At 71.9% G+C, this 15,812-nt stretch carries 18 protein-coding genes; 10 read left to right on the forward strand and 8 right to left on the reverse strand.

Features of this window, described 5'->3' with window-relative positions; genetic code table 11:
• The first annotated feature begins 58 nt into the window (after positions 1 to 58).
• On the forward strand, positions 59 to 466 hold the full coding sequence (locus tag HNR02_RS26065) for a VOC family protein (RefSeq protein WP_179776223.1): 408 nt from the start codon (positions 59 to 61) through the stop codon (positions 464 to 466).
• Between the two features lie 22 nt (positions 467 to 488).
• Here the strand turns inward: HNR02_RS26065 and HNR02_RS26070 are convergent, their stop codons facing one another.
• Complete coding sequence (locus HNR02_RS26070; protein WP_179776224.1) at positions 489 to 1,124, reverse strand: FMN-dependent NADH-azoreductase; 636 nt, start codon at positions 1,122 to 1,124, stop codon at positions 489 to 491.
• Positions 1,125 to 1,195: 71 nt separating this feature from the next.
• Here HNR02_RS26070 and HNR02_RS26075 point away from each other — a divergent pair, with 71 nt between their 5' ends.
• Positions 1,196 to 1,645, forward strand: a complete 450-nt coding sequence (locus HNR02_RS26075) for a winged helix-turn-helix transcriptional regulator (RefSeq protein ID WP_179776225.1) — start codon at positions 1,196 to 1,198, stop codon at positions 1,643 to 1,645.
• Between the two features lie 115 nt (positions 1,646 to 1,760).
• Here the strand turns inward: HNR02_RS26075 and HNR02_RS26080 are convergent, their stop codons facing one another.
• Complete coding sequence (locus HNR02_RS26080) at positions 1,761 to 2,471, reverse strand: haloacid dehalogenase type II (protein WP_179776226.1); 711 nt, start codon at positions 2,469 to 2,471, stop codon at positions 1,761 to 1,763.
• Positions 2,468 to 3,076, reverse strand: coding sequence for a helix-turn-helix domain-containing protein (locus tag HNR02_RS26085; protein ID WP_179776227.1), 609 nt, complete (start codon positions 3,074 to 3,076; stop codon positions 2,468 to 2,470). The genes HNR02_RS26080 and HNR02_RS26085 overlap by 4 nt, the downstream gene beginning before the upstream one ends.
• Positions 3,077 to 3,200: 124 nt before the next feature.
• Between HNR02_RS26085 and glmS the strand changes: the two genes are divergently transcribed.
• The 5 genes from glmS to HNR02_RS26110 all read left to right on the forward strand — a co-directional run bounded on the left by glmS (position 3,201) and on the right by HNR02_RS26110 (position 8,787).
• Positions 3,201 to 5,009 (forward strand): glutamine--fructose-6-phosphate transaminase (isomerizing), encoded by a 1,809-nt coding sequence (glmS, locus tag HNR02_RS26090; RefSeq protein ID WP_179776228.1) that lies wholly within the window; start codon positions 3,201 to 3,203, stop codon positions 5,007 to 5,009.
• A 16-nt stretch (positions 5,010 to 5,025) separates the two neighbouring features.
• A complete protein-coding gene (locus HNR02_RS26095) occupies positions 5,026 to 5,565 on the forward strand; it encodes a PadR family transcriptional regulator (RefSeq protein WP_179777857.1) in 540 nt (179 codons plus the stop codon).
• Positions 5,566 to 5,567: 2 nt separating this feature from the next.
• Positions 5,568 to 6,185, forward strand: coding sequence for a GyrI-like domain-containing protein (locus tag HNR02_RS26100; protein WP_179776229.1), 618 nt, complete (start codon positions 5,568 to 5,570; stop codon positions 6,183 to 6,185).
• Positions 6,186 to 6,300: 115 nt separating this feature from the next.
• Positions 6,301 to 7,227 (forward strand): universal stress protein, encoded by a 927-nt coding sequence (locus HNR02_RS26105; RefSeq protein WP_179776230.1) that lies wholly within the window; start codon positions 6,301 to 6,303, stop codon positions 7,225 to 7,227.
• Between the two features lie 36 nt (positions 7,228 to 7,263).
• On the forward strand, positions 7,264 to 8,787 hold the full coding sequence (locus HNR02_RS26110; RefSeq protein WP_179776231.1) for an aldehyde dehydrogenase family protein: 1,524 nt from the start codon (positions 7,264 to 7,266) through the stop codon (positions 8,785 to 8,787).
• Here the strand turns inward: HNR02_RS26110 and HNR02_RS35745 are convergent.
• Together HNR02_RS35745 and HNR02_RS26120 are read right to left on the reverse strand one after the other, a co-directional pair.
• Positions 8,751 to 9,038: a DUF2268 domain-containing putative Zn-dependent protease gene (locus tag HNR02_RS35745; protein ID WP_312861167.1), complete on the reverse strand. Its 288-nt coding sequence runs from the start codon at positions 9,036 to 9,038 to the stop codon at positions 8,751 to 8,753. The two genes, HNR02_RS26110 and HNR02_RS35745, sit on opposite strands and share 37 nt — an antisense overlap.
• A 195-nt stretch (positions 9,039 to 9,233) precedes the next feature.
• Positions 9,234 to 10,907 carry a DUF885 domain-containing protein gene (locus HNR02_RS26120; protein ID WP_179776232.1) on the reverse strand — a complete coding sequence of 558 codons (1,674 nt, stop codon included), beginning with the start codon at positions 10,905 to 10,907 and terminating at the stop codon, positions 9,234 to 9,236.
• 59 nt (positions 10,908 to 10,966) lie between these two features.
• Between HNR02_RS26120 and HNR02_RS26125 the strand changes: the two genes are divergently transcribed.
• Positions 10,967 to 13,030 (forward strand): NAD(+) synthase, encoded by a 2,064-nt coding sequence (locus HNR02_RS26125; RefSeq protein ID WP_179776233.1) that lies wholly within the window; start codon positions 10,967 to 10,969, stop codon positions 13,028 to 13,030.
• A 1-nt stretch (position 13,031) separates the two neighbouring features.
• Here HNR02_RS26125 and HNR02_RS26130 read toward each other — a convergent pair whose 3' ends face one another.
• Positions 13,032 to 13,301, reverse strand: a complete 270-nt coding sequence (locus HNR02_RS26130; RefSeq protein WP_179776234.1) for a dsRBD fold-containing protein — start codon at positions 13,299 to 13,301, stop codon at positions 13,032 to 13,034.
• A 70-nt stretch (positions 13,302 to 13,371) separates the two neighbouring features.
• Positions 13,372 to 14,094: a CPBP family intramembrane glutamic endopeptidase gene (locus tag HNR02_RS26135; RefSeq protein ID WP_179776235.1), complete on the reverse strand. Its 723-nt coding sequence runs from the start codon at positions 14,092 to 14,094 to the stop codon at positions 13,372 to 13,374.
• Between the two features lie 199 nt (positions 14,095 to 14,293).
• Between HNR02_RS26135 and HNR02_RS26140 the strand changes: the two genes are divergently transcribed.
• Both HNR02_RS26140 and HNR02_RS26145 read left to right on the forward strand, forming a co-directional pair.
• On the forward strand, positions 14,294 to 14,875 hold the full coding sequence (locus HNR02_RS26140) for an Rv1733c family protein (protein WP_179776236.1): 582 nt from the start codon (positions 14,294 to 14,296) through the stop codon (positions 14,873 to 14,875).
• A complete protein-coding gene (locus HNR02_RS26145; RefSeq protein WP_179776237.1) occupies positions 14,872 to 15,051 on the forward strand; it encodes a hypothetical protein in 180 nt (59 codons plus the stop codon). Before HNR02_RS26140 ends, HNR02_RS26145 begins: the two co-directional genes overlap by 4 nt.
• A 29-nt stretch (positions 15,052 to 15,080) precedes the next feature.
• Here the strand turns inward: HNR02_RS26145 and HNR02_RS26150 are convergent, their stop codons facing one another.
• The gene (locus HNR02_RS26150; RefSeq protein ID WP_179776238.1) at positions 15,081 to 15,734 is read right to left on the reverse strand and encodes a response regulator; all 654 of its coding nucleotides are present in this window, start codon (positions 15,732 to 15,734) and stop codon (positions 15,081 to 15,083) included.
• Between the last annotated feature and the right edge of the window lie 78 nt (positions 15,735 to 15,812).

Here is a 15,812-nt window from a genome sequence, read left to right on the forward strand (position 1 = left end):
CGGCAGGAGCGCAAAATCGGAGAAGCGCCGGAGGCGACCGGGACTCTAGAGTTCGGACATGACGAACCAGATGATCTTCGTGAACCTGCCCGTCTCCGACCTCGACCGGGCCAAGAAGTTCTGGACCGAACTGGGGTATGAGTTCAACCCGCAGTTCACCGACGAGAACGCGGCCTGCCTGGTGTTCAGCGACACGATCTTCGCGATGCTGCTGAGAAACGAGTTCTTCACGACCTTCACCGACAAGCAGATCACCGACAGCGCGAAGACCGCCGAGGTGCTGCTGGGCCTGTCCGCGGACAGCCGCGAGGCCGTCGACGCGCTGGTGGACAAGGCGGTCGCCGCCGGGGGACGGGAGAGCCGCGACCCGATGGACCACGGGTTCATGTACCAGCGGTCGTTCGAGGACCCGGACGGCCACAACTGGGAGATCATGTGGATGGACCCCGCCAACGTCGAGGGCTGACCACACAGGCAAGCCGGGAAGTTCAGGCGGCGGTCGCGGTGGCGATCGTCGCCGCGAGTTCGCGGACACGGTCGCGGGCGGTGGCCATGGACGCCTCGTGCTTCGGGAGAAGCTCCGCCATGGACGGTGTGTGCGGGGCCATGGTCAGTTCGGGGATCACGGTGGTGACGTCGAGGCCCAGCTGACCCTCGTGTCCGAGCACCGCCTCCGTGGTGGGCACGACGTAGTCGAGGCCGTGGTTGGGCGCGCCGGGACCGTAGCTGCCGCCCCGGGCGGAGACCAGCACCGCCGGCCGCCCGGCAGCCGGGGATGGCTTGAAGGTGCGCCCGAAGACCATGATCTGGTCGAGCCAGGCCTTGAACACCGAGGGCATCGACAGGTTGTACATCGGCACCGTGAACAGGTACGCGGCGGCGCCGAGGAACTCCTCGATGAGCTCGTCCTGCACGGCAGCCGCGGCACGTTGCTCGTCGGTGTGCTCGGCGGGATCCGTGACCCGGGCCGTGATTCCGGCGGCACTGAGATGGGGCACGGGTGCCGCGGCGAGGTCGCGGTGGACGACCTTGCCGTCCCAGCCCGCGAGGAAGGACTGGGCGACCTGGCGCGAGACGGAGGCTTCGCCGAGCGCGGAGGAATCGATGTGCAGCAGATACGACATGGAGGGGTGATTCCTTTTCGGTAGGCTACATACTGGTAATGCGGTTGCAGACCGGTTGAGAGGCGGACGGGATGGCGTCAGCGCGGCAGATCGGTGGTCCGTGCCAGGCATGGCCGGAGGACGGCGCCTTCATCCGCGAGGTGCTCGATCGCATCGGTGACAAGTGGACCGTGTTGGTCGTCGGCACCCTGAGCTCCGGTTCGCTGCGCTACTCCGAACTGCAGGCGAGCATCCCGGGCATCTCGCAGCGGATGCTCACCCAGACTCTCAAGCACCTGGAGCGCGACGGGCTGATCACGCGGACCGCGCACGCCGAGGTTCCGCCGCGTGTGGAGTACGAGCTGACGGGTCTGGGGCGGTCCCTGCTGGACGCGGCGAGGGCGATGGCTGCTTGGGCGGCCGCCCATCACCGGGAGATCGCCACCAACCGGGCTGCCAGCGAGGTGACCGGAGTCGGCAGGCGCAGGGCCGCGGATGTGCCGAACGTGCTTGCGCTCAATCACGGTTCCCCACCTCACTGATGGTGCGTAACCCCATCATGGGTGAGTAGAGGAGACCTTACAAAAGGCACTGTGAAGTGCGTCAGCACCACCAGCACGCCCAGTGGGCGTATAACGTCATATACGGCACGGCGTACTACGTCAGCGCATCAGCCAGTTCACCGAAGCTCGTCACCGAAAGATCGGCTTCGACGTCGCGGTCGGCTTCCTGGTGCGGCCCCTTTTCCCGTGGCCGTTCCAGGAACGCGGTGCGCAGCCCGGCGGCGCGGGCGCCGTTGAGGTCCCAGCCGTGCGCGGCGACCATCAGCACCTCGTGCGGCGCCACGTCCAGCAGACCGGCCGCGGTGCGGTAGACCTCCGCGGCCGGCTTGTACGTGCGGGCCAGCTCGGCCGAGAGCACGCAGTCGAACGGCAGCGACGCGGCTTTGATCAGGTTCGTCATCAGGGCGAACCCGCCGTTGGACAGCGCCGCCACGACGTAGCGCGACCGCAGCCGCGCCAGGCCCTCGGCCGAGTCGGGCCAGGCGGGCAGCCGGTGCCAGGCGCGGACCAGCCGGGTCCGGGCGTCCTCGTCGAGGGACACGCCGTGTTCGCCGAGCAGGGCGTCCAGCGACTCGCGGTGCAGCGTGTCCAGGTAGGCCCAGTCCCGTTCACCGGTCTGGACCCGCCGCATCGACGGCAGGTACCGGCCGCGCCACGCGGAGGCGAACTCGCCCGCGTCCAGCGTTACGCCGTGTTCGCCGAACACGTCCGCCACCTGATCGCGCACCCCGCTGTACCAGTCCACAGTGGTGCCGAAGACGTCGCACGCGATCACCCTGATGCCTTCGCCGCTGAAGTCGCTCATGATCCCGATTCTGCCCCGCCTGCCCGCGGTCGCGCACGCACGTGCACCCGCTCGCCCTGCGGGCCGAACAGGCTGAGGATCTCCGCGGTCTCCGGGCCGGGGTTGCCGAACCAGTGCGGGGTGTGGGTGTCGAACTCGGCCGCCTCACCGGGGGTGAGGACGACGTCGTGCTCGCCGAGCACCAGCCGCAGGCGCCCGTTGAGGACGTAGAGCCATTCGTAGCCGTCGTGGATCTGCTGGTCGGGCTCCCGCGAGGGCCTGCCGGGCGGGTAGATCATCTTGTACGCCTGCAGCCCGCCGGGTCGCCGGGTCAGCGGCAGGATCGTGACGCCGCCGCGCACGATCGGGCGAGCGTGCACCCGCGGATCGCCGGTGGCCGGGGCGCCGACCAGCTCGTCGAGTGTGACCTGGTGGACCTTCGCCAGCGGCAGCAGCAGTTCCAGCGTCGGCCGCCTGCCGCCGGACTCCAGCCGGGACAGTGTGCTCACCGAGATCCCGGTGGCGGCGGCCAGCTGGGACAGCGTCACCCGCCGCTGCCGTCGCAGCGCCCGCAGCCGCGGCCCGACGGCGGCGAGCACTTCCGCCGGGATCTCCTCGTCGCTCATCCCGTCATCCTGCCGCAGCGGAAAACGGACCCGGTCACGACGCGTCAGCAGCGGGAACCCGTAACGGCGACCGGCGGCCGGGCGACTTCGACAGCATTCGCCCCCGGGGAAGGGATGGCGTGCCATGTGCGGAATCGTGGGGTACGTGGGACGGCGCCCTGCACTGCCGGTCCTGCTGGAGGGCCTGCGCAGGCTGGAGTACCGCGGCTACGACTCGGCGGGCGTCGCCCTCGCCCGCGACGGCAGGCTGCTGGTGCGCAAGGCCGCGGTGCGCGTCGCGGAGCTGACCCGGCTGACGGCGAACCTCGCGGGCAGCACCACCGGCATCGCGCACACCCGGTGGGCCACGCACGGTCCGGCCACGGCGGCCAACGCCCACCCGCACACCGACTCCGGGCGCCGGATCGCCGTGGTGCACAACGGGATCGTCGAGAACGCGACCGCCCTGCGCGCCCAGCTCGCGGCCTCCGGTGTCCGGCTGGTGTCCGACACCGACAGCGAGGTGCTCGCCCACTTGATCGCCGCCGCGGCCGATCGCGGCGGGACGCTCACCGAAGCCGTCGGTACCGGGCTGGCCGAGGTCGAGGGCACCTACGGGCTGCTGGTCCTGGACGCCGAACGCCCGGACGTGCTGGTCGCGGCGCGTCATGGCAGCCCGCTGGTGCTGGGACTGGGCGATCACGAGATGTTCGTGGCCTCCGACGTCGCCGCGCTCGTGCGGCACACCCAGCAGGTGATCTACCTCGAGGACGGTGAGCTGGCCACGATCCGCGCCGACGGGTACGAGACCGGCGGCGCCGATCGCGAACCGGTCGTCGTGGACGACCTGCCCGGCGACTACGAGCTGGGCGGGTACTGCGACTACATGGCGAAGGAGATCGCCGAGCAGCCCGAAGCGGCGCAGCGGGTGCTGCGCGGGCGCCTCGACGAACGCCTGGGCACCGCGAGGCTGGACGGTCTCCGGTTCACGGCGCGGGAACTGCGGGCCATCCGGCGGGTGAAGTTCCTGGGCTGCGGGTCGGCCTACTACGCCGGGCAGGTCGGCGCGGAACTGGTCGAGACGCTGGCGCGGGTCCCGGCGGACGCCGAACCGGCCGCCGAGTTCCGCTACCGCAACCCGGTGGTGGACCCGCACTGTCTCTACGTCGCCGTCAGCCAGTCCGGCGAAACCGCGGACACGCTGGCCACGGTGGAGGAGCTGCGGCGCAAGGGCGGGCGCGTGGTCGGCGCGGTGAACGTGGTCGGCTCGGCGATCGCCCGCGAGTGTGACAGCGGGGTGTTCCTGCACGCCGGTCCGGAGATTTCGGTGGCTTCGACGAAGGCGTTCACGAACATGACGTTGTCGTTCGCGTTGCTGGCCCTGACCCTGGGCCGGGTGCGGGACCTGTCGCTGGGGGAGGGCAGGCGGATCGCGGCGGCCCTGGCGGCGCTGCCCGGGCTGATCGGCCAGGTGCTGGACGGCGAGGACCGGATCGCGACGCTGGCCGGGCGGTTCGCCGACGCCGAGCACGTGTTCTTCCTGGGGCGGGTCCGGGGCTGGCCGGTCGCGCGCGAAGGGGCGCAGAAGCTCAAGGAGATCTCCTACGTGCACGCCGAGGCCTACCAGTCCTCGGAGCTCAAGCACGGGCCACTGGCGCTGGTCGACGCGGCGATGCCCAGCGTGGTGCTGGTGCCCGGCGACGAACTGACCGCCAAGAACACCGGCACGATCGAGCAGATCAAGGCACGCGGCGGGCCGGTCGTCGCCGTCACCACGACGGATCTGGTGCTGCCGCGCGCCGACGAGGTGGTCCGGATCCCGTCGGCGGGACCGGAACTGGACCCGATCCTGCTCACCATTCCGCTGCAGCTGCTGGCCTACCACGTGGCGTGCAAGCTCGGCCGCGACATCGACAAGCCGCGCAACCTCGCCAAGAGCGTCACCGTCGAATAGTTATCCTAGTGCTAGGATAACCAGCGTGACGCCCGCCGAGCTGACCCTGCTCGGCCTGCTCGTGGAACGGCCACGGCACGGCTACGAGCTGGAGGAGGTCATCACCGCTCGCGGCATGCGCGAGTGGACCGAGATCGGGTTCAGCTCCATCTACTACCTGCTGGGCCGGCTCCGCGACCGGGGCCTCATCGCCGAGGTGGACACCCCGCGGGCCGGGCGGGCCAGGGCACGCAAGGTGTTCGGGCCCACCGAGGAGGGGCGGCGGGTGTGCGCGGCCGAGGCCGAGGCGGCCGTCGCGGAGCTGCGGCCGGTGTTCCCGCCCGTCCTGGTCGGACTGGCCAGTCAGCCCGTCATCCCGCCGGAGCGCCTCCGCGCCGCACTGTCCGAACGCGCCTCGGCGCTGGAGGAGCGCGCCGACGCCGTGCGCCGCGCCGCGGAACAACCGGGCGCTCCCGCGTTCGTGCGCGCCATCTTCGACTTTTCCCTGCACCAGCTGGACGCCGAACGGCGGTGGCTGGCCGGCTACCGCTCCACACTGGACGAAGGAGACGCCTGACCGTGCGCCCCTACGACGTCAAACGCGAGCTGAACGCGCTCTACGCGCCGAAGAACACCGAGTGGGCGCTGGTCGAGGTGCCGGAGCAGCAGTTCCTCGCGATCGACGGCCATGGCGACCCCAACACCTCTCCCGACTACGCCCGCGCCGTGGAAGCGCTCTACGCGGTGGCCTACACGCTGAAGTTCGCGGTCAAACGTGGCGGCGGCCGGGAGTTCGTCGTGGCGCCACTGGAAGGGCTGTGGTGGGCCGACGACTACGCCGCCTTCACCCGGCGTGACAAGGACTCGTGGCACTGGACGATGCTGATCAGCCAGCCGCCATGGGTGGGCGCGGATCTCGTCGACGCAGCACGGGACACCGCGCTGGAGAAGAAAAAACTTCCCGCGATCGGTGGAATTCGCCTCCGCGCCCTGCGTGAAGGACGCAGCGCCCAGGTTCTGCACGTCGGCTCCTACGACGACGAAGGGCCGGTGCTGGCCGGGCTCGGTGCCTTTTTCGCCGGTCACGGCCTTCGCCACGGCGGTCTGCACCACGAGATCTACCTCAGCGATCCCCGCCGGACCGAGGCCGCGAGGCTGAAGACGGTGCTGCGTCAGCCCGCCGAACCGGCCTCCTGACCGCCGCGGGAGCATCGGCCTCGCCCACCGAGGACCAAGTGCTCTTCGCCGGGCCCCTCCCGGCCGCGATGCTGGTGGGGCGGCGACCGGCCCGCCCGGCTTGAGGAGAGCAGACATGAGGTTCGCGCACACCGGTGACACCGTGGTGGTGGGCGTCGACGGATCACCCGGCTCGCGGCGGGCCGTGGCGTGGGGTGCGGGCGAGGCGGCCCGGATGGCGCTGCGGCTGGTCCTGGCGCACGGCTTCGGGATTCCCGACGCGTTCGGGGAGGAGCTGCCCGGCGACCTGCTGTCCGCGCACCAGGCGCACGCGGACCGGGTACTGGCCGACGCGGGCCGGCTCGCGCGCCGCGCCGGCCCGCGGACCTCGATCACCGTGGAATCGAGCCCGGACGGCCCGATCCCGTTGCTGGTCAAGAAATCCGACACGGCGCGGATGCTGGTGCTGGGGTCGGCCGGGCGCAGCGCGTTGCGGGACCTGGCGATCGGGTCGACCGCGCTGGCGCTGGCCATGCACGGGCACTCACCGATCACCGTCGTCCGCGGGCCCGAACCCGCCGCCGGGACGCCGGTGGTGGTCGGGGTCGACGGGTACGCGCCCGCCGAGCCCGCGATCGAGCTGGCGTTCGAGGAGGCCGCCGCCCGCGCCGTCCCGCTCGTGGCGGTGCACGTGTGGAACGACTACGACCTGGCCGAGACATTCGGGTTCGCGCGCGACCCGTTCGGCACCGCGCCGCGCCAGGACGCCGAACGTGCGGTGCTGGACCGGTCGCTGGCGCCGTGGCGGGTCAAGTACCCCGAGGTCGCCGTGCGCCCGGTCGTCGGGCGGGACCAGCCCCGTGCCCGGCTGCTGGACTGGAGCGCCAGGGCGCAGCTGATGGTGGCGGGCAGCCGCGGCCGCGGCGGATTCCGCGGAATGCTGCTCGGGTCGACCACGCAGGCGCTGATCGACCACGCCCGCTGTCCCGTGCTGATCGCCCGTTCGCCACTGGATGAAGGACTTTCGCCCCCTTTACCCGGTGACGGTGCTCGCGTTCCCTGAGGAGGGCGCCTTTCTGCGCGGCGAGGAGTTTCGGAAATGAGATACGTTCCCCCCGGGCAGCCCGGCAGCGTGGTCGCGGTGCAGTCCTGCTACGACAATTTCGCCGGGGGGAAATGGCTGGCGCCGACCGAGGGCGGGTACCGGGAGGTGGTGGCCGCCGCGACCGGCCGACCGCTGTGCCGGGTCGCCGACTCCACCGCCGCCGACCTGGAACCGGCGCTGGACGCCGCGCACGCCGTGCATGCGGTCTGGAGCGAGAGTCCGCCTTCGTCCCGGGCGAAGGTGCTGGCCGCCGCGGCCGACGCGATCGAGGACAATGCCGAGATACTGGCGGTCGCCGAAAGCTGGGAGACCGGGCGCCCGATCCGGGAGGCGCTCGGGGTGGACATTCCGCTCGCCGCCGGCCACTTCCGGTATTTCGCGGAGGTGATCGGTGCGGAGGAAAGGACCGTTCCCGGAATCGGCGACGTCCTCGCCTACCAGTTCCGGGAACCGCTCGGCGTCGTCGCGCAGTTCCTGCCCGTGCGGTTTCCCGTGCTGCTGGCGGCCTGGAACCTGGCGCCCGCGCTGGCGGCGGGAAACTGCTCGGTCGTCAAGCCCGCCTCGGCCTCGTCCTGGTCGGTGCTGAAACTGGCCGAGGTGATCGGGGAAGTGCTGCCTCCGGGTGTGGTCAACGTCGTGACCGGGCGCGGCGAGGGCGTCGGGCGGGACCTGGCACGCAGCAGGCGGATCGCGAAGGTGGTGTTCAGCGGGGAAACCGGGACGGGGCAACGGATTCCGCGCTACGCCGCCCGCAGCCTCGTGCCGGTGGCGCTGGAGGTCGGGTCCCGCTCGCCCAGTGTGTTCTTCGACGACGTGCTCGCCGACGAGGACGACTTCCTCGACCAGGCCGTGGACGGGATCGTGGTGGCCGCCTCCGGCGAGGGCCTGGTGTGCAGGTGCCCGTCGCGGGCGCTGGTCCACGAGTCGGTGTGCGACGAGCTGGTCGGCCGCGCGCTGGAACGCATCGCCGAACTGGTCGTGGACGATCCGCTGGACACCGCGACGCGGGTGGGCCCGTGTGGCGGTGCCGAGCAACTGGCCAAAGTGGAGTCCTGTGTGGACCGTGGTCGCCAAGAGGGCGCCGGTGTCCTGATCGGTGGGCACCGGGTGGACGTCGGCGACGAATTCAGCGGCGGGTTCTTCTACGCGCCCACGGTGCTGCGCGGCCACCACCGGATGCGGGTCTTCCACGACGACCTGTGCGGACCGGTGCTGGCGGTGACGACCTTCACCGATGAGGAGGACGCGGTCGCTCTCGCCAACACCACACCCAACGGACCGGGCGCGGGCGTGTGGTCCCGCGACGGCGACCGCGCCTGCCGCGTCGGCCGCGCGGTGAAGGCCGGACGCGTCTGGACCAACTGCTGCCACCAGTATCCGGCCGGGACACGGCACGGCTGCACTCCGTCGACAGTGGTGGGCCGCGACGCCCACCGCCGGGTGCTGGACCAGTACAGCCGGATGAAGAGCCTGGTGGTCGGTCACCCCCGCACCGGCCCGCGCCCGCTGGCCGGATGAGGGACCGCCGGAGACGCCCGGGGCGCGGTCTCGATCACGTCGCGGCTGTCGGCCAGCGACGCTTCCGGCGCGGTGCGGCCGGTCGCCTCGAGGTAGGCGTCGACGAGCCGGTTGCCCACCGCGTATCCCGCTCCGGCAGGCAGCCCCACCGGGGTGCCGCCGTAACGGGCGGCGGTCCCGTCGCCGTGGATCCAGGCGGCGAAGTTCTCCATGCCGGTGACGTCGAGGCCGGAGACGACCCTTCGCGGCACCGCTGTTCGTCCCGGTCGAGTGGAAAACCGGAGCCCATCCGGTGCATTGCGCGGCGGGCTCCACCATGGACCGCAGCAGCCCGGGACGCTCCACCGGCGCGGCCGTCAGGATCTTCCGCATCGCGGGGCAGGTGTCCAGAACGGTGATCGTCATGGGGGGGACGGTAAAGTCTCCAGTGGCGGTCGACTCAAGGGTCACAGTGACGCGAGTTCCGGCTCCAGGTCGTCCAGTCCCAGCGTGCCGACCGACAACGCGGCCATGTGCCAGCTCTTGAGTTCGAAGTTGGGGTTGCGGGTGCGTGCCGCCGCGCGGCCGGCGAGCCAGGCGCGCTCGCCGAGCTTGTAGCTGATCGCCTGACCGGGTACGCCCAGGTAGCGCACGATCTCGCTGTCCAGGAAGGCCGACTCACGGGTGGTGTGGGCGCCGAAGAACGCCCGGCCGGTCTCGGCGTTCCAGTGCAGGCCGGGGCCCAGTCCGGCCTCCTCGGGGACGGGCAGCCGCAGGTGCATGCCGATGTCCACGATCAGCCGGATCACCCGCATCATCTGCGAGTCCAGGTAGCCCAGCCGGGCGCCCGGGTCGTCGAGGTAGCCCAGCTCGTCCATCAGCCGCTCGGCGTAGAGCGCCCACCCCTCGGTGGTCGCGCTCACCGAACCCGCGCTGGTCTGGAACAACGAAAGCCGGTCCGCGAGCGTCGCCCAGTGGGCGAACTGCAGGTGGTGGCCGGGCACGGACTCGTGGTACCAGGTGCTGACCAGCGTCCACAGCGGGAACCTCTCGCGTCCCAGCGTCGGCAGCCAGGTGCGGCCGGGCCGGGAGAAGTCCCGCGACGGGCGTGTGTAGTAGGGCGCGGCGGCGCTGCCGGGCGGGGCCAGGTGCGTCTCCAGCACCCGCACCGGGGGCGCGAGGTCGAAGTGCGTGCCGTCGAGATCGCTCATCGCCCGGTCGGTCAGGTCCTGCAGCCGGCGCCGGATCTGCTCCGCGCCGTCCACGGCGGGGCCCTCGCGGTCGAGGTGCGCCATGGCCTCCAGCACGGGCGCGCCGGGCAGCACCCGGCCGGCCTGCTCGCGGATCTGGGCCGCCAGCGTCCGGTACTCCTCCCAAGCCCAGGCCGTGGTGGCTTCGAGGTCGAGGTCGGCGCCGGTCCACTGGCGGGCCAGCAGCAGGTAGCGCTCCTCGCCGACGCCGTCGGGCGTGCCGTCGGCGCGCGGCAGGTACTCGCCGGTCAGGAACGCCGTCAGCGCGGTGAGCGCTTCCTGCGCGGCGGTCGTCGCCCGGTTCAGGTCCGCGCGCAGGGCGAGAGGCACGTCGGCCGCGGAGGCGAAGTCGGCGAACCAGCCCCGGCCGTCGCCCACGGCTGTCCACGCGCGCAGTTGCGCGGCCGCGGTTTCCACCTGGCGCGGCGCCGCGAAGAGCCCGCGCCGCACGCCCTCGCGCAGCGATTCGGTGTACCCGGCCAGCGCCTCCGGCACCCGCGCCGCGCGGCGGGCGACCGCCGCCCAGTCCTCGTCGGAGGCCGTGGGCATCATCTGGAACGTGCTCCGCAGGCCCTGCAGGGGGCCGAGGATGTTGCGCACCGGCCGCAGGTGCTCACCGGCTTCGCTGACCGCCAGCTGGGTTTCCAGGCGCTCGCGCAGCAGCCGCGCGCACCGGCGCTCGTCGTCTCCGTCGGGGTGCAGACCGTTCAGCCCGGCCAGGGTCGCCGTCGCCAGCTCGTCGCGGGCCTGCTGTCCGGCGGGGGAGAGGTCGGTGAGCCGGTCCTCGCCGGGGCTGATGCCGAGCGTGGTGCCCAGCTGCGGATCGAGGACGCAGAGGCGGGAAACATGGGAGTCCGCGAGATCACGAACGGCGGTGGTGGTGTCCGGCACGGCCGGAGTCTAGATCTAGGCTCGACGGTGCACGGCACGCACGCGGAACGGGGACAGGTGTGACAGCAGCTCAGGGCCACGACTTCACGTCGCTCTACCGGCACGGGTTCGTGCGGGTGGCCTCCGCCGTCCCGCGGGTCAGGGTCGCCGACCCGGAGTTCAACGCCGATGCCACGCTCGCGCTCGCCCGGCGGGCGGCCGCGGACGGGGTGGCGATCACGGTGTTCCCCGAACTGGGTTTCTCCGCCTACACCGCCGACGACCTGTTCCACCAGGACGCGCTGCAGGGCGCGGTGGACGACGCCGTGGCGCGTTTCGTGGCGGAGTCCGCGGACCTGCCGGGCGTGTTCGCGATCGGCGCGCCGCAGCGGATCGACGGGCGGCTGTTCAACTGCGGCATCGTGGTCCACCGCGGGCAGGTGCTGGGCGCGGTGCCCAAGAGCTACCTGCCGAGTTACCGCGAGTTCTACGAGAAGCGCCAGTTCGTCGCGGGCCGCGACGCGGTGTCGGAGCGGGTGCGCGTCGCCGGGCAGGACGTGCCCTTCGGCAGCGACCTGCTCTTCGCCGCGCCGAACGTGCCCGGCCTGGTGTTCCACGTGGAGATCTGCGAGGACGGCTGGGTGCCGCTCGCGCCCAGCGGGTTCGGCGCGCTGGCCGGGGCGACGGTGCTGCTGAACCTGTCGGCGAGCAACATCGTCATCGGCAAGGCCGGTTACCGGCGCACGCTGTGCACGAGCCATTCGGCACGCAACCTCGCCGCCTACGTGTACTCGGCCGCCGGGCCGGGGGAGTCCACCACGGACATGGCGTGGGACGGCCAGGTCGTGATCGCGGAGAACGGTTCGCTGCTGGCCGAGGGCGAGCGGTTCACCTCCGACCAGCTGGTGACCGCGGACATCGACCTGGAGCGGCTGGCCGCGGACCGGTTGCGCACCACCAGTTTCAGCGACAATGCCCACGACCACCGGGAGCGCCTCAAACGGTTCCGGCGCGTCGACTTCGAGCTGGAGCTGCCGCCGGGGCCGGTGGAGCTGCGCCGGGAGATCCAGCGCTTCCCGTACGTGCCGGCGAACGCGGCCGACCGCAACGAGCGCTGCGCCGAGGTGCACCACATCCAGGTGCAGGGCCTGACCCAGCGCCTGGCGGCCACCGGGATCGAGAAGGTCGTCATCGGCGTGTCCGGCGGGCTGGACTCGACGCAGGCGCTGATCGTGGCCGCGCAGAGCATGGACCGGCTCGGCCTGCCGCGGGAGAACGTGCTGGCCTACACGATGCCCGGGTTCGCCACCACGAACCACACGCTGACCAACGCGCACAAGCTGATGCAGGCGCTGGGCACGTCCGCGCACGAGATCGACATCCGGCCCTCGGCGAAGCAGATGCTGGCCGATCTCGGGCACCCGGCCGCCGACGGCTCACCGGTGTATGACGTGACGTTCGAGAACGTGCAGGCGGGGGAGCGGACCTCGCACCTGTTCCGGCTGGCCAACCATCACGGCGCGCTGGTGGTGGGCACCGGTGACCTCAGTGAGCAGGCGCTGGGCTGGGCCACCTACGGCGTGGGCGACCAGATGTCGCACTACAACGTCAACGCCTCGGTGCCCAAGACGCTGATCCGCTACCTGATCGCGTGGGAGGTGGCGACCGGGCAGCTGGGCGAGGGCGCCGACGAGGTGCTGCGGTCCATCCTGGCCACCGAGATCTCACCGGAGCTGGTGCCGGGGGACGGCCCGGATTCGGGCCCGTCGCAGAGTTCCGAGGCGAAGGTCGGGCCCTACGAGCTCCAGGATTTCCACCTGTACTACCTGCTGCGTTTCGGGTACCGGCCCAGCCGGATCGCCTACCTGGCGCGGCACGCCTGGGGTGACGTGGCCGCCGGGCGCTGGCCGGACCTGGTCCCGGAGGACGAGCGCACCAGCTACGACCTGCCGACGATCAAGAAGTGGCTGCGGGAGTTCCTGTGGCGGTTCATCCAGACCAGCCAGTTCAAGCGCTCCGCGATGCCCAACGCGCCGAAGGTCGGCTCGGGCGGCTCACTCTCGCCCCGCGGCGACTGGCGCGCGCCCAGCGACGCCAGCGCCCGCGCCTGGCTCGACGAACTGGAGACCAACGTCCCGGGCTGAGTCAGTTGGCCAGTGGTCCCGAGAACGTGAACTGGGTGTCGATGTCGGAGGCGACGGCTTCGAGCAGTTCCTCGGTGAGGTCGCTCAGTGCCCGCGCGAGGGCCAGCTCGGCCGCGATGTCGGGCAGGTGCTGCCCGCGCGGCCCGTTCCGGACCAGGCCGATCCCGGTGAAGCGGGTGCCGTCGGCTCCGCCGAGCCGGATTTCGGCGCGCGTGACACCCCCGATCTCGTCCAGGCCGATGTCCATCTTCCACTGGCACGCTTGCCGCATCAACGCTCCTCGTTCGCCACTGGCCTCACTGTCCCCGTTGGCGTGGCCGCGACTCAAGGGCCGGAAGTCCCTAACCGGAGCGCTGGACGGCCCACGCCAGTACCAGACCACCCGAGTTGAGCACGAGGTGCACCAGCGCCGGGGCCAGGACTCCCCGTCCGGCGTAGCGCAGGGCGCACAAGGCGACCCCGGCCGCGCCGGCGGCCACCATCGCCGCCACGGACAGCACCGGGAGCGGGATCCCGCCCGCGGCCGCGTCGACGGCGGCGTTGCGGCGCAACGCGAGTGAGGGCAGCAGGTGCCACAGCCCGAACAACGCGGACGCGCCGAGGACGGGCCGCCAGCGCCACCGTTGGCCGCCGCCGAGGAGCGCGGGCAGGACACCGCGGAAGGCGATCTCCTCGACGAGCACCGTGCCCAGCGGGATGCGGACCAGCGCCAGCCACAGCAGGTCGCCGGGCGCGGGCTGCCCGACCCGGCCGTCCTGGAACAGCGTCCGCAGCCCGGGCACGGCCAGCGCGACCGCGAACCCGGTCGCGACCACGAGGCAGACGATCCCGCCCGTGCGCGCGGACCGGCGCCAGTGCCGCGCGGACAGTCCCATCTCGGCGGCCGCGAGCCCGGCGGCGCGGGCGAGTCCGATGAGCACAGCCGAGGTCACCACCCCGCACACCGGGTAGGCCCAGCCGGGCAGGACCCGGTTGGCGAGCGTGGTGGCGGCGGCGAGCACCGCCACGGAGCCGACGACGGCGGCACGGCCGGGCAGCCGGGGAGCGGTGCTGGTCTCACGCATCGTCACCAGTGTGCCCGTTGTCCGCGCGGCACAGGGACCAACGGCCCTTCACCGCAGGCCCGGCGGCGTGCACGCTGGAACCGGGGCCGACCGGGGAAGGTGCGGACATGGCTGGCGGAGCAGGCCCGGTGGTCGTGGGTGCCGGGTGCGAGCCGGACCCGGTCCACCGCGGGCTCGGGCCGGAACGGGCGGGCTGACGATGTCCGGCTCAGGGCTGCGCCGGTTCTGGCGGTTGCTCCGCCCGGAGGGCCCGCTGGCGCGCCCGTGGGACCGGTGGGAGGCCCGGCTGTTCCTGGTCGCGATCCTGCTGGCGCTGGTCGCGGTGCCGGTGTCCGTGCTGGTGGTGTCGCAGGTCTACGGCACACAGGCCTCGATCGCGCGGGCGCAGCAAACCGACCGGTCCCCGGTGATGGCGCTGGTGCTGGCCGAAGCCGGGACGTTCGTGGCGGGCGGACCGGTCTCGCAGGTGCAGGAGGTGCCCGCGCTGTGGGTCCTGCCGGACGGCACCGAGCGCACGGGCCCGATCGCCGTCGCGGCGGGCACGGACCGGGGTGCGCGGCTGCCGATCTGGGTGGACGGGGAGGGCGAGCCGGTCCCGCCGCCGCTGTCGATGTTCAACGCGCTGGGCATCGCGCTCAGTGTCGGATTGCTGCTGTGGCTCGGTGTGGTGCTGGTACTGGCGCTCGTCGTGCTCGGGGTGCACTGCGCGCTGGACCGCGCCCGTGCGGCGGCCTGGGCGCGGGAGTGGGAGAGGCTCGGTCAGGGAAGGAGCGGACGATGAGCGAGCTGGAAAACCGGAAGGCGGCCAGGGAGGCGCGGGTGACGGCGGCGTCCCGCACGGACCGGCACAGCACCGCGGAACTGGCCGAATCGGCGATGCGGAGGTACTTCGCCGAGGAGGCATACCGTGAACGGGACGACCGGGAGCGGCACGCGCGCGAACACCAAGATGTATAACGCCCTATACGGCCAGGCTTTGAAGGCGTTCAACACCTGTCCCGCAGGTCCCTGCCCTTCCGCAACTTCGTGGCAAGGACGGCCGCCTGCGTCCGCCGTTCCAGGCCGAGCTTGGTAAGCAGGCGGGACACGTAGTTCTTCACGGTCTTCTCCGCCAGGAACATCCGCTCGGCGATCTGGCGGTTGGTGAGGCCCTCGCCGATGAGGTCGAGCAGGTCTCGCTCGCGTTCGCTCAACGCGGCCAGCGGCCCGGTCTCGACCGCGTCGGCGCGCAGCTTCGCCATCAGCGTGGCCGCCGCGCGGGTGTCCAGCAGCGACCGGCCCGTCCCGATCTCGCGCACGGCGGAGACGAGCTGCAGCCCCTGGATGTCCTTGATGACGTACCCGCCCGCCCCGGCGAGGATGGCGTTGAGCATGGCCTCCTCGTCGGTGTAGGAGGTCAGGATCAGCACGTTCAGCTCGGGCAGGCGGGAGCGCAGCTCGCGGCACAGCTCGATGCCGTTGCCGTCGGGCAGGCGCACGTCCAGCACCGCGACGTCCGGCCGCAGCGCGAGAACGCGGGTCAGCGCCTGCGCGGCGGTCGACGCCTCACCGACCACCGTCAGGGCGGGATCGGCTTCGAGCAGGTCCGCGACGCCGCGCCGCACGACCTCGTGGTCGTCGACGAGGAACACCTTGATCACGCCGCCACCCCTTCCCGGACGGGACCCTCCCAGGCTACGGGCGGCCGGGCGTGCGCGACCGGGCCTTGGTCCCGAAAG

Origin of the sequence: Amycolatopsis endophytica (genome assembly GCF_013410405.1) — a bacterium.
Classification (GTDB): Bacteria; Actinomycetota; Actinomycetes; order Mycobacteriales; family Pseudonocardiaceae; genus Amycolatopsis_E; species Amycolatopsis_E endophytica.

Excerpts from the sequence above, each read along its gene's own strand:
- HNR02_RS26065 (WP_179776223.1), top strand. The coding sequence starts at position 59 with ATGACGAACCAGATGATCTTCGTGAACCTGCCCGTCTCCGACCTCGAC.
- HNR02_RS26070 (WP_179776224.1), bottom strand. The coding sequence starts at position 1,124 with ATGTCGTATCTGCTGCACATCGATTCCTCCGCGCTCGGCGAAGCCTCC.
- HNR02_RS26075 (WP_179776225.1), top strand. The coding sequence starts at position 1,196 with ATGGCGTCAGCGCGGCAGATCGGTGGTCCGTGCCAGGCATGGCCGGAG.
- HNR02_RS26080 (WP_179776226.1), bottom strand. The coding sequence starts at position 2,471 with ATGAGCGACTTCAGCGGCGAAGGCATCAGGGTGATCGCGTGCGACGTC.
- HNR02_RS26085 (WP_179776227.1), bottom strand. The coding sequence starts at position 3,076 with ATGAGCGACGAGGAGATCCCGGCGGAAGTGCTCGCCGCCGTCGGGCCG.
- glmS (WP_179776228.1), top strand. The coding sequence starts at position 3,201 with ATGTGCGGAATCGTGGGGTACGTGGGACGGCGCCCTGCACTGCCGGTC.
- HNR02_RS26105 (WP_179776230.1), top strand. The coding sequence starts at position 6,301 with ATGAGGTTCGCGCACACCGGTGACACCGTGGTGGTGGGCGTCGACGGA.
- HNR02_RS26110 (WP_179776231.1), top strand. The coding sequence starts at position 7,264 with ATGAGATACGTTCCCCCCGGGCAGCCCGGCAGCGTGGTCGCGGTGCAG.
- HNR02_RS26130 (WP_179776234.1), bottom strand. The coding sequence starts at position 13,301 with ATGCGGCAAGCGTGCCAGTGGAAGATGGACATCGGCCTGGACGAGATC.
- HNR02_RS26135 (WP_179776235.1), bottom strand. The coding sequence starts at position 14,094 with ATGCGTGAGACCAGCACCGCTCCCCGGCTGCCCGGCCGTGCCGCCGTC.
- HNR02_RS26140 (WP_179776236.1), top strand. The coding sequence starts at position 14,294 with ATGTCCGGCTCAGGGCTGCGCCGGTTCTGGCGGTTGCTCCGCCCGGAG.
- HNR02_RS26145 (WP_179776237.1), top strand. The coding sequence starts at position 14,872 with ATGAGCGAGCTGGAAAACCGGAAGGCGGCCAGGGAGGCGCGGGTGACG.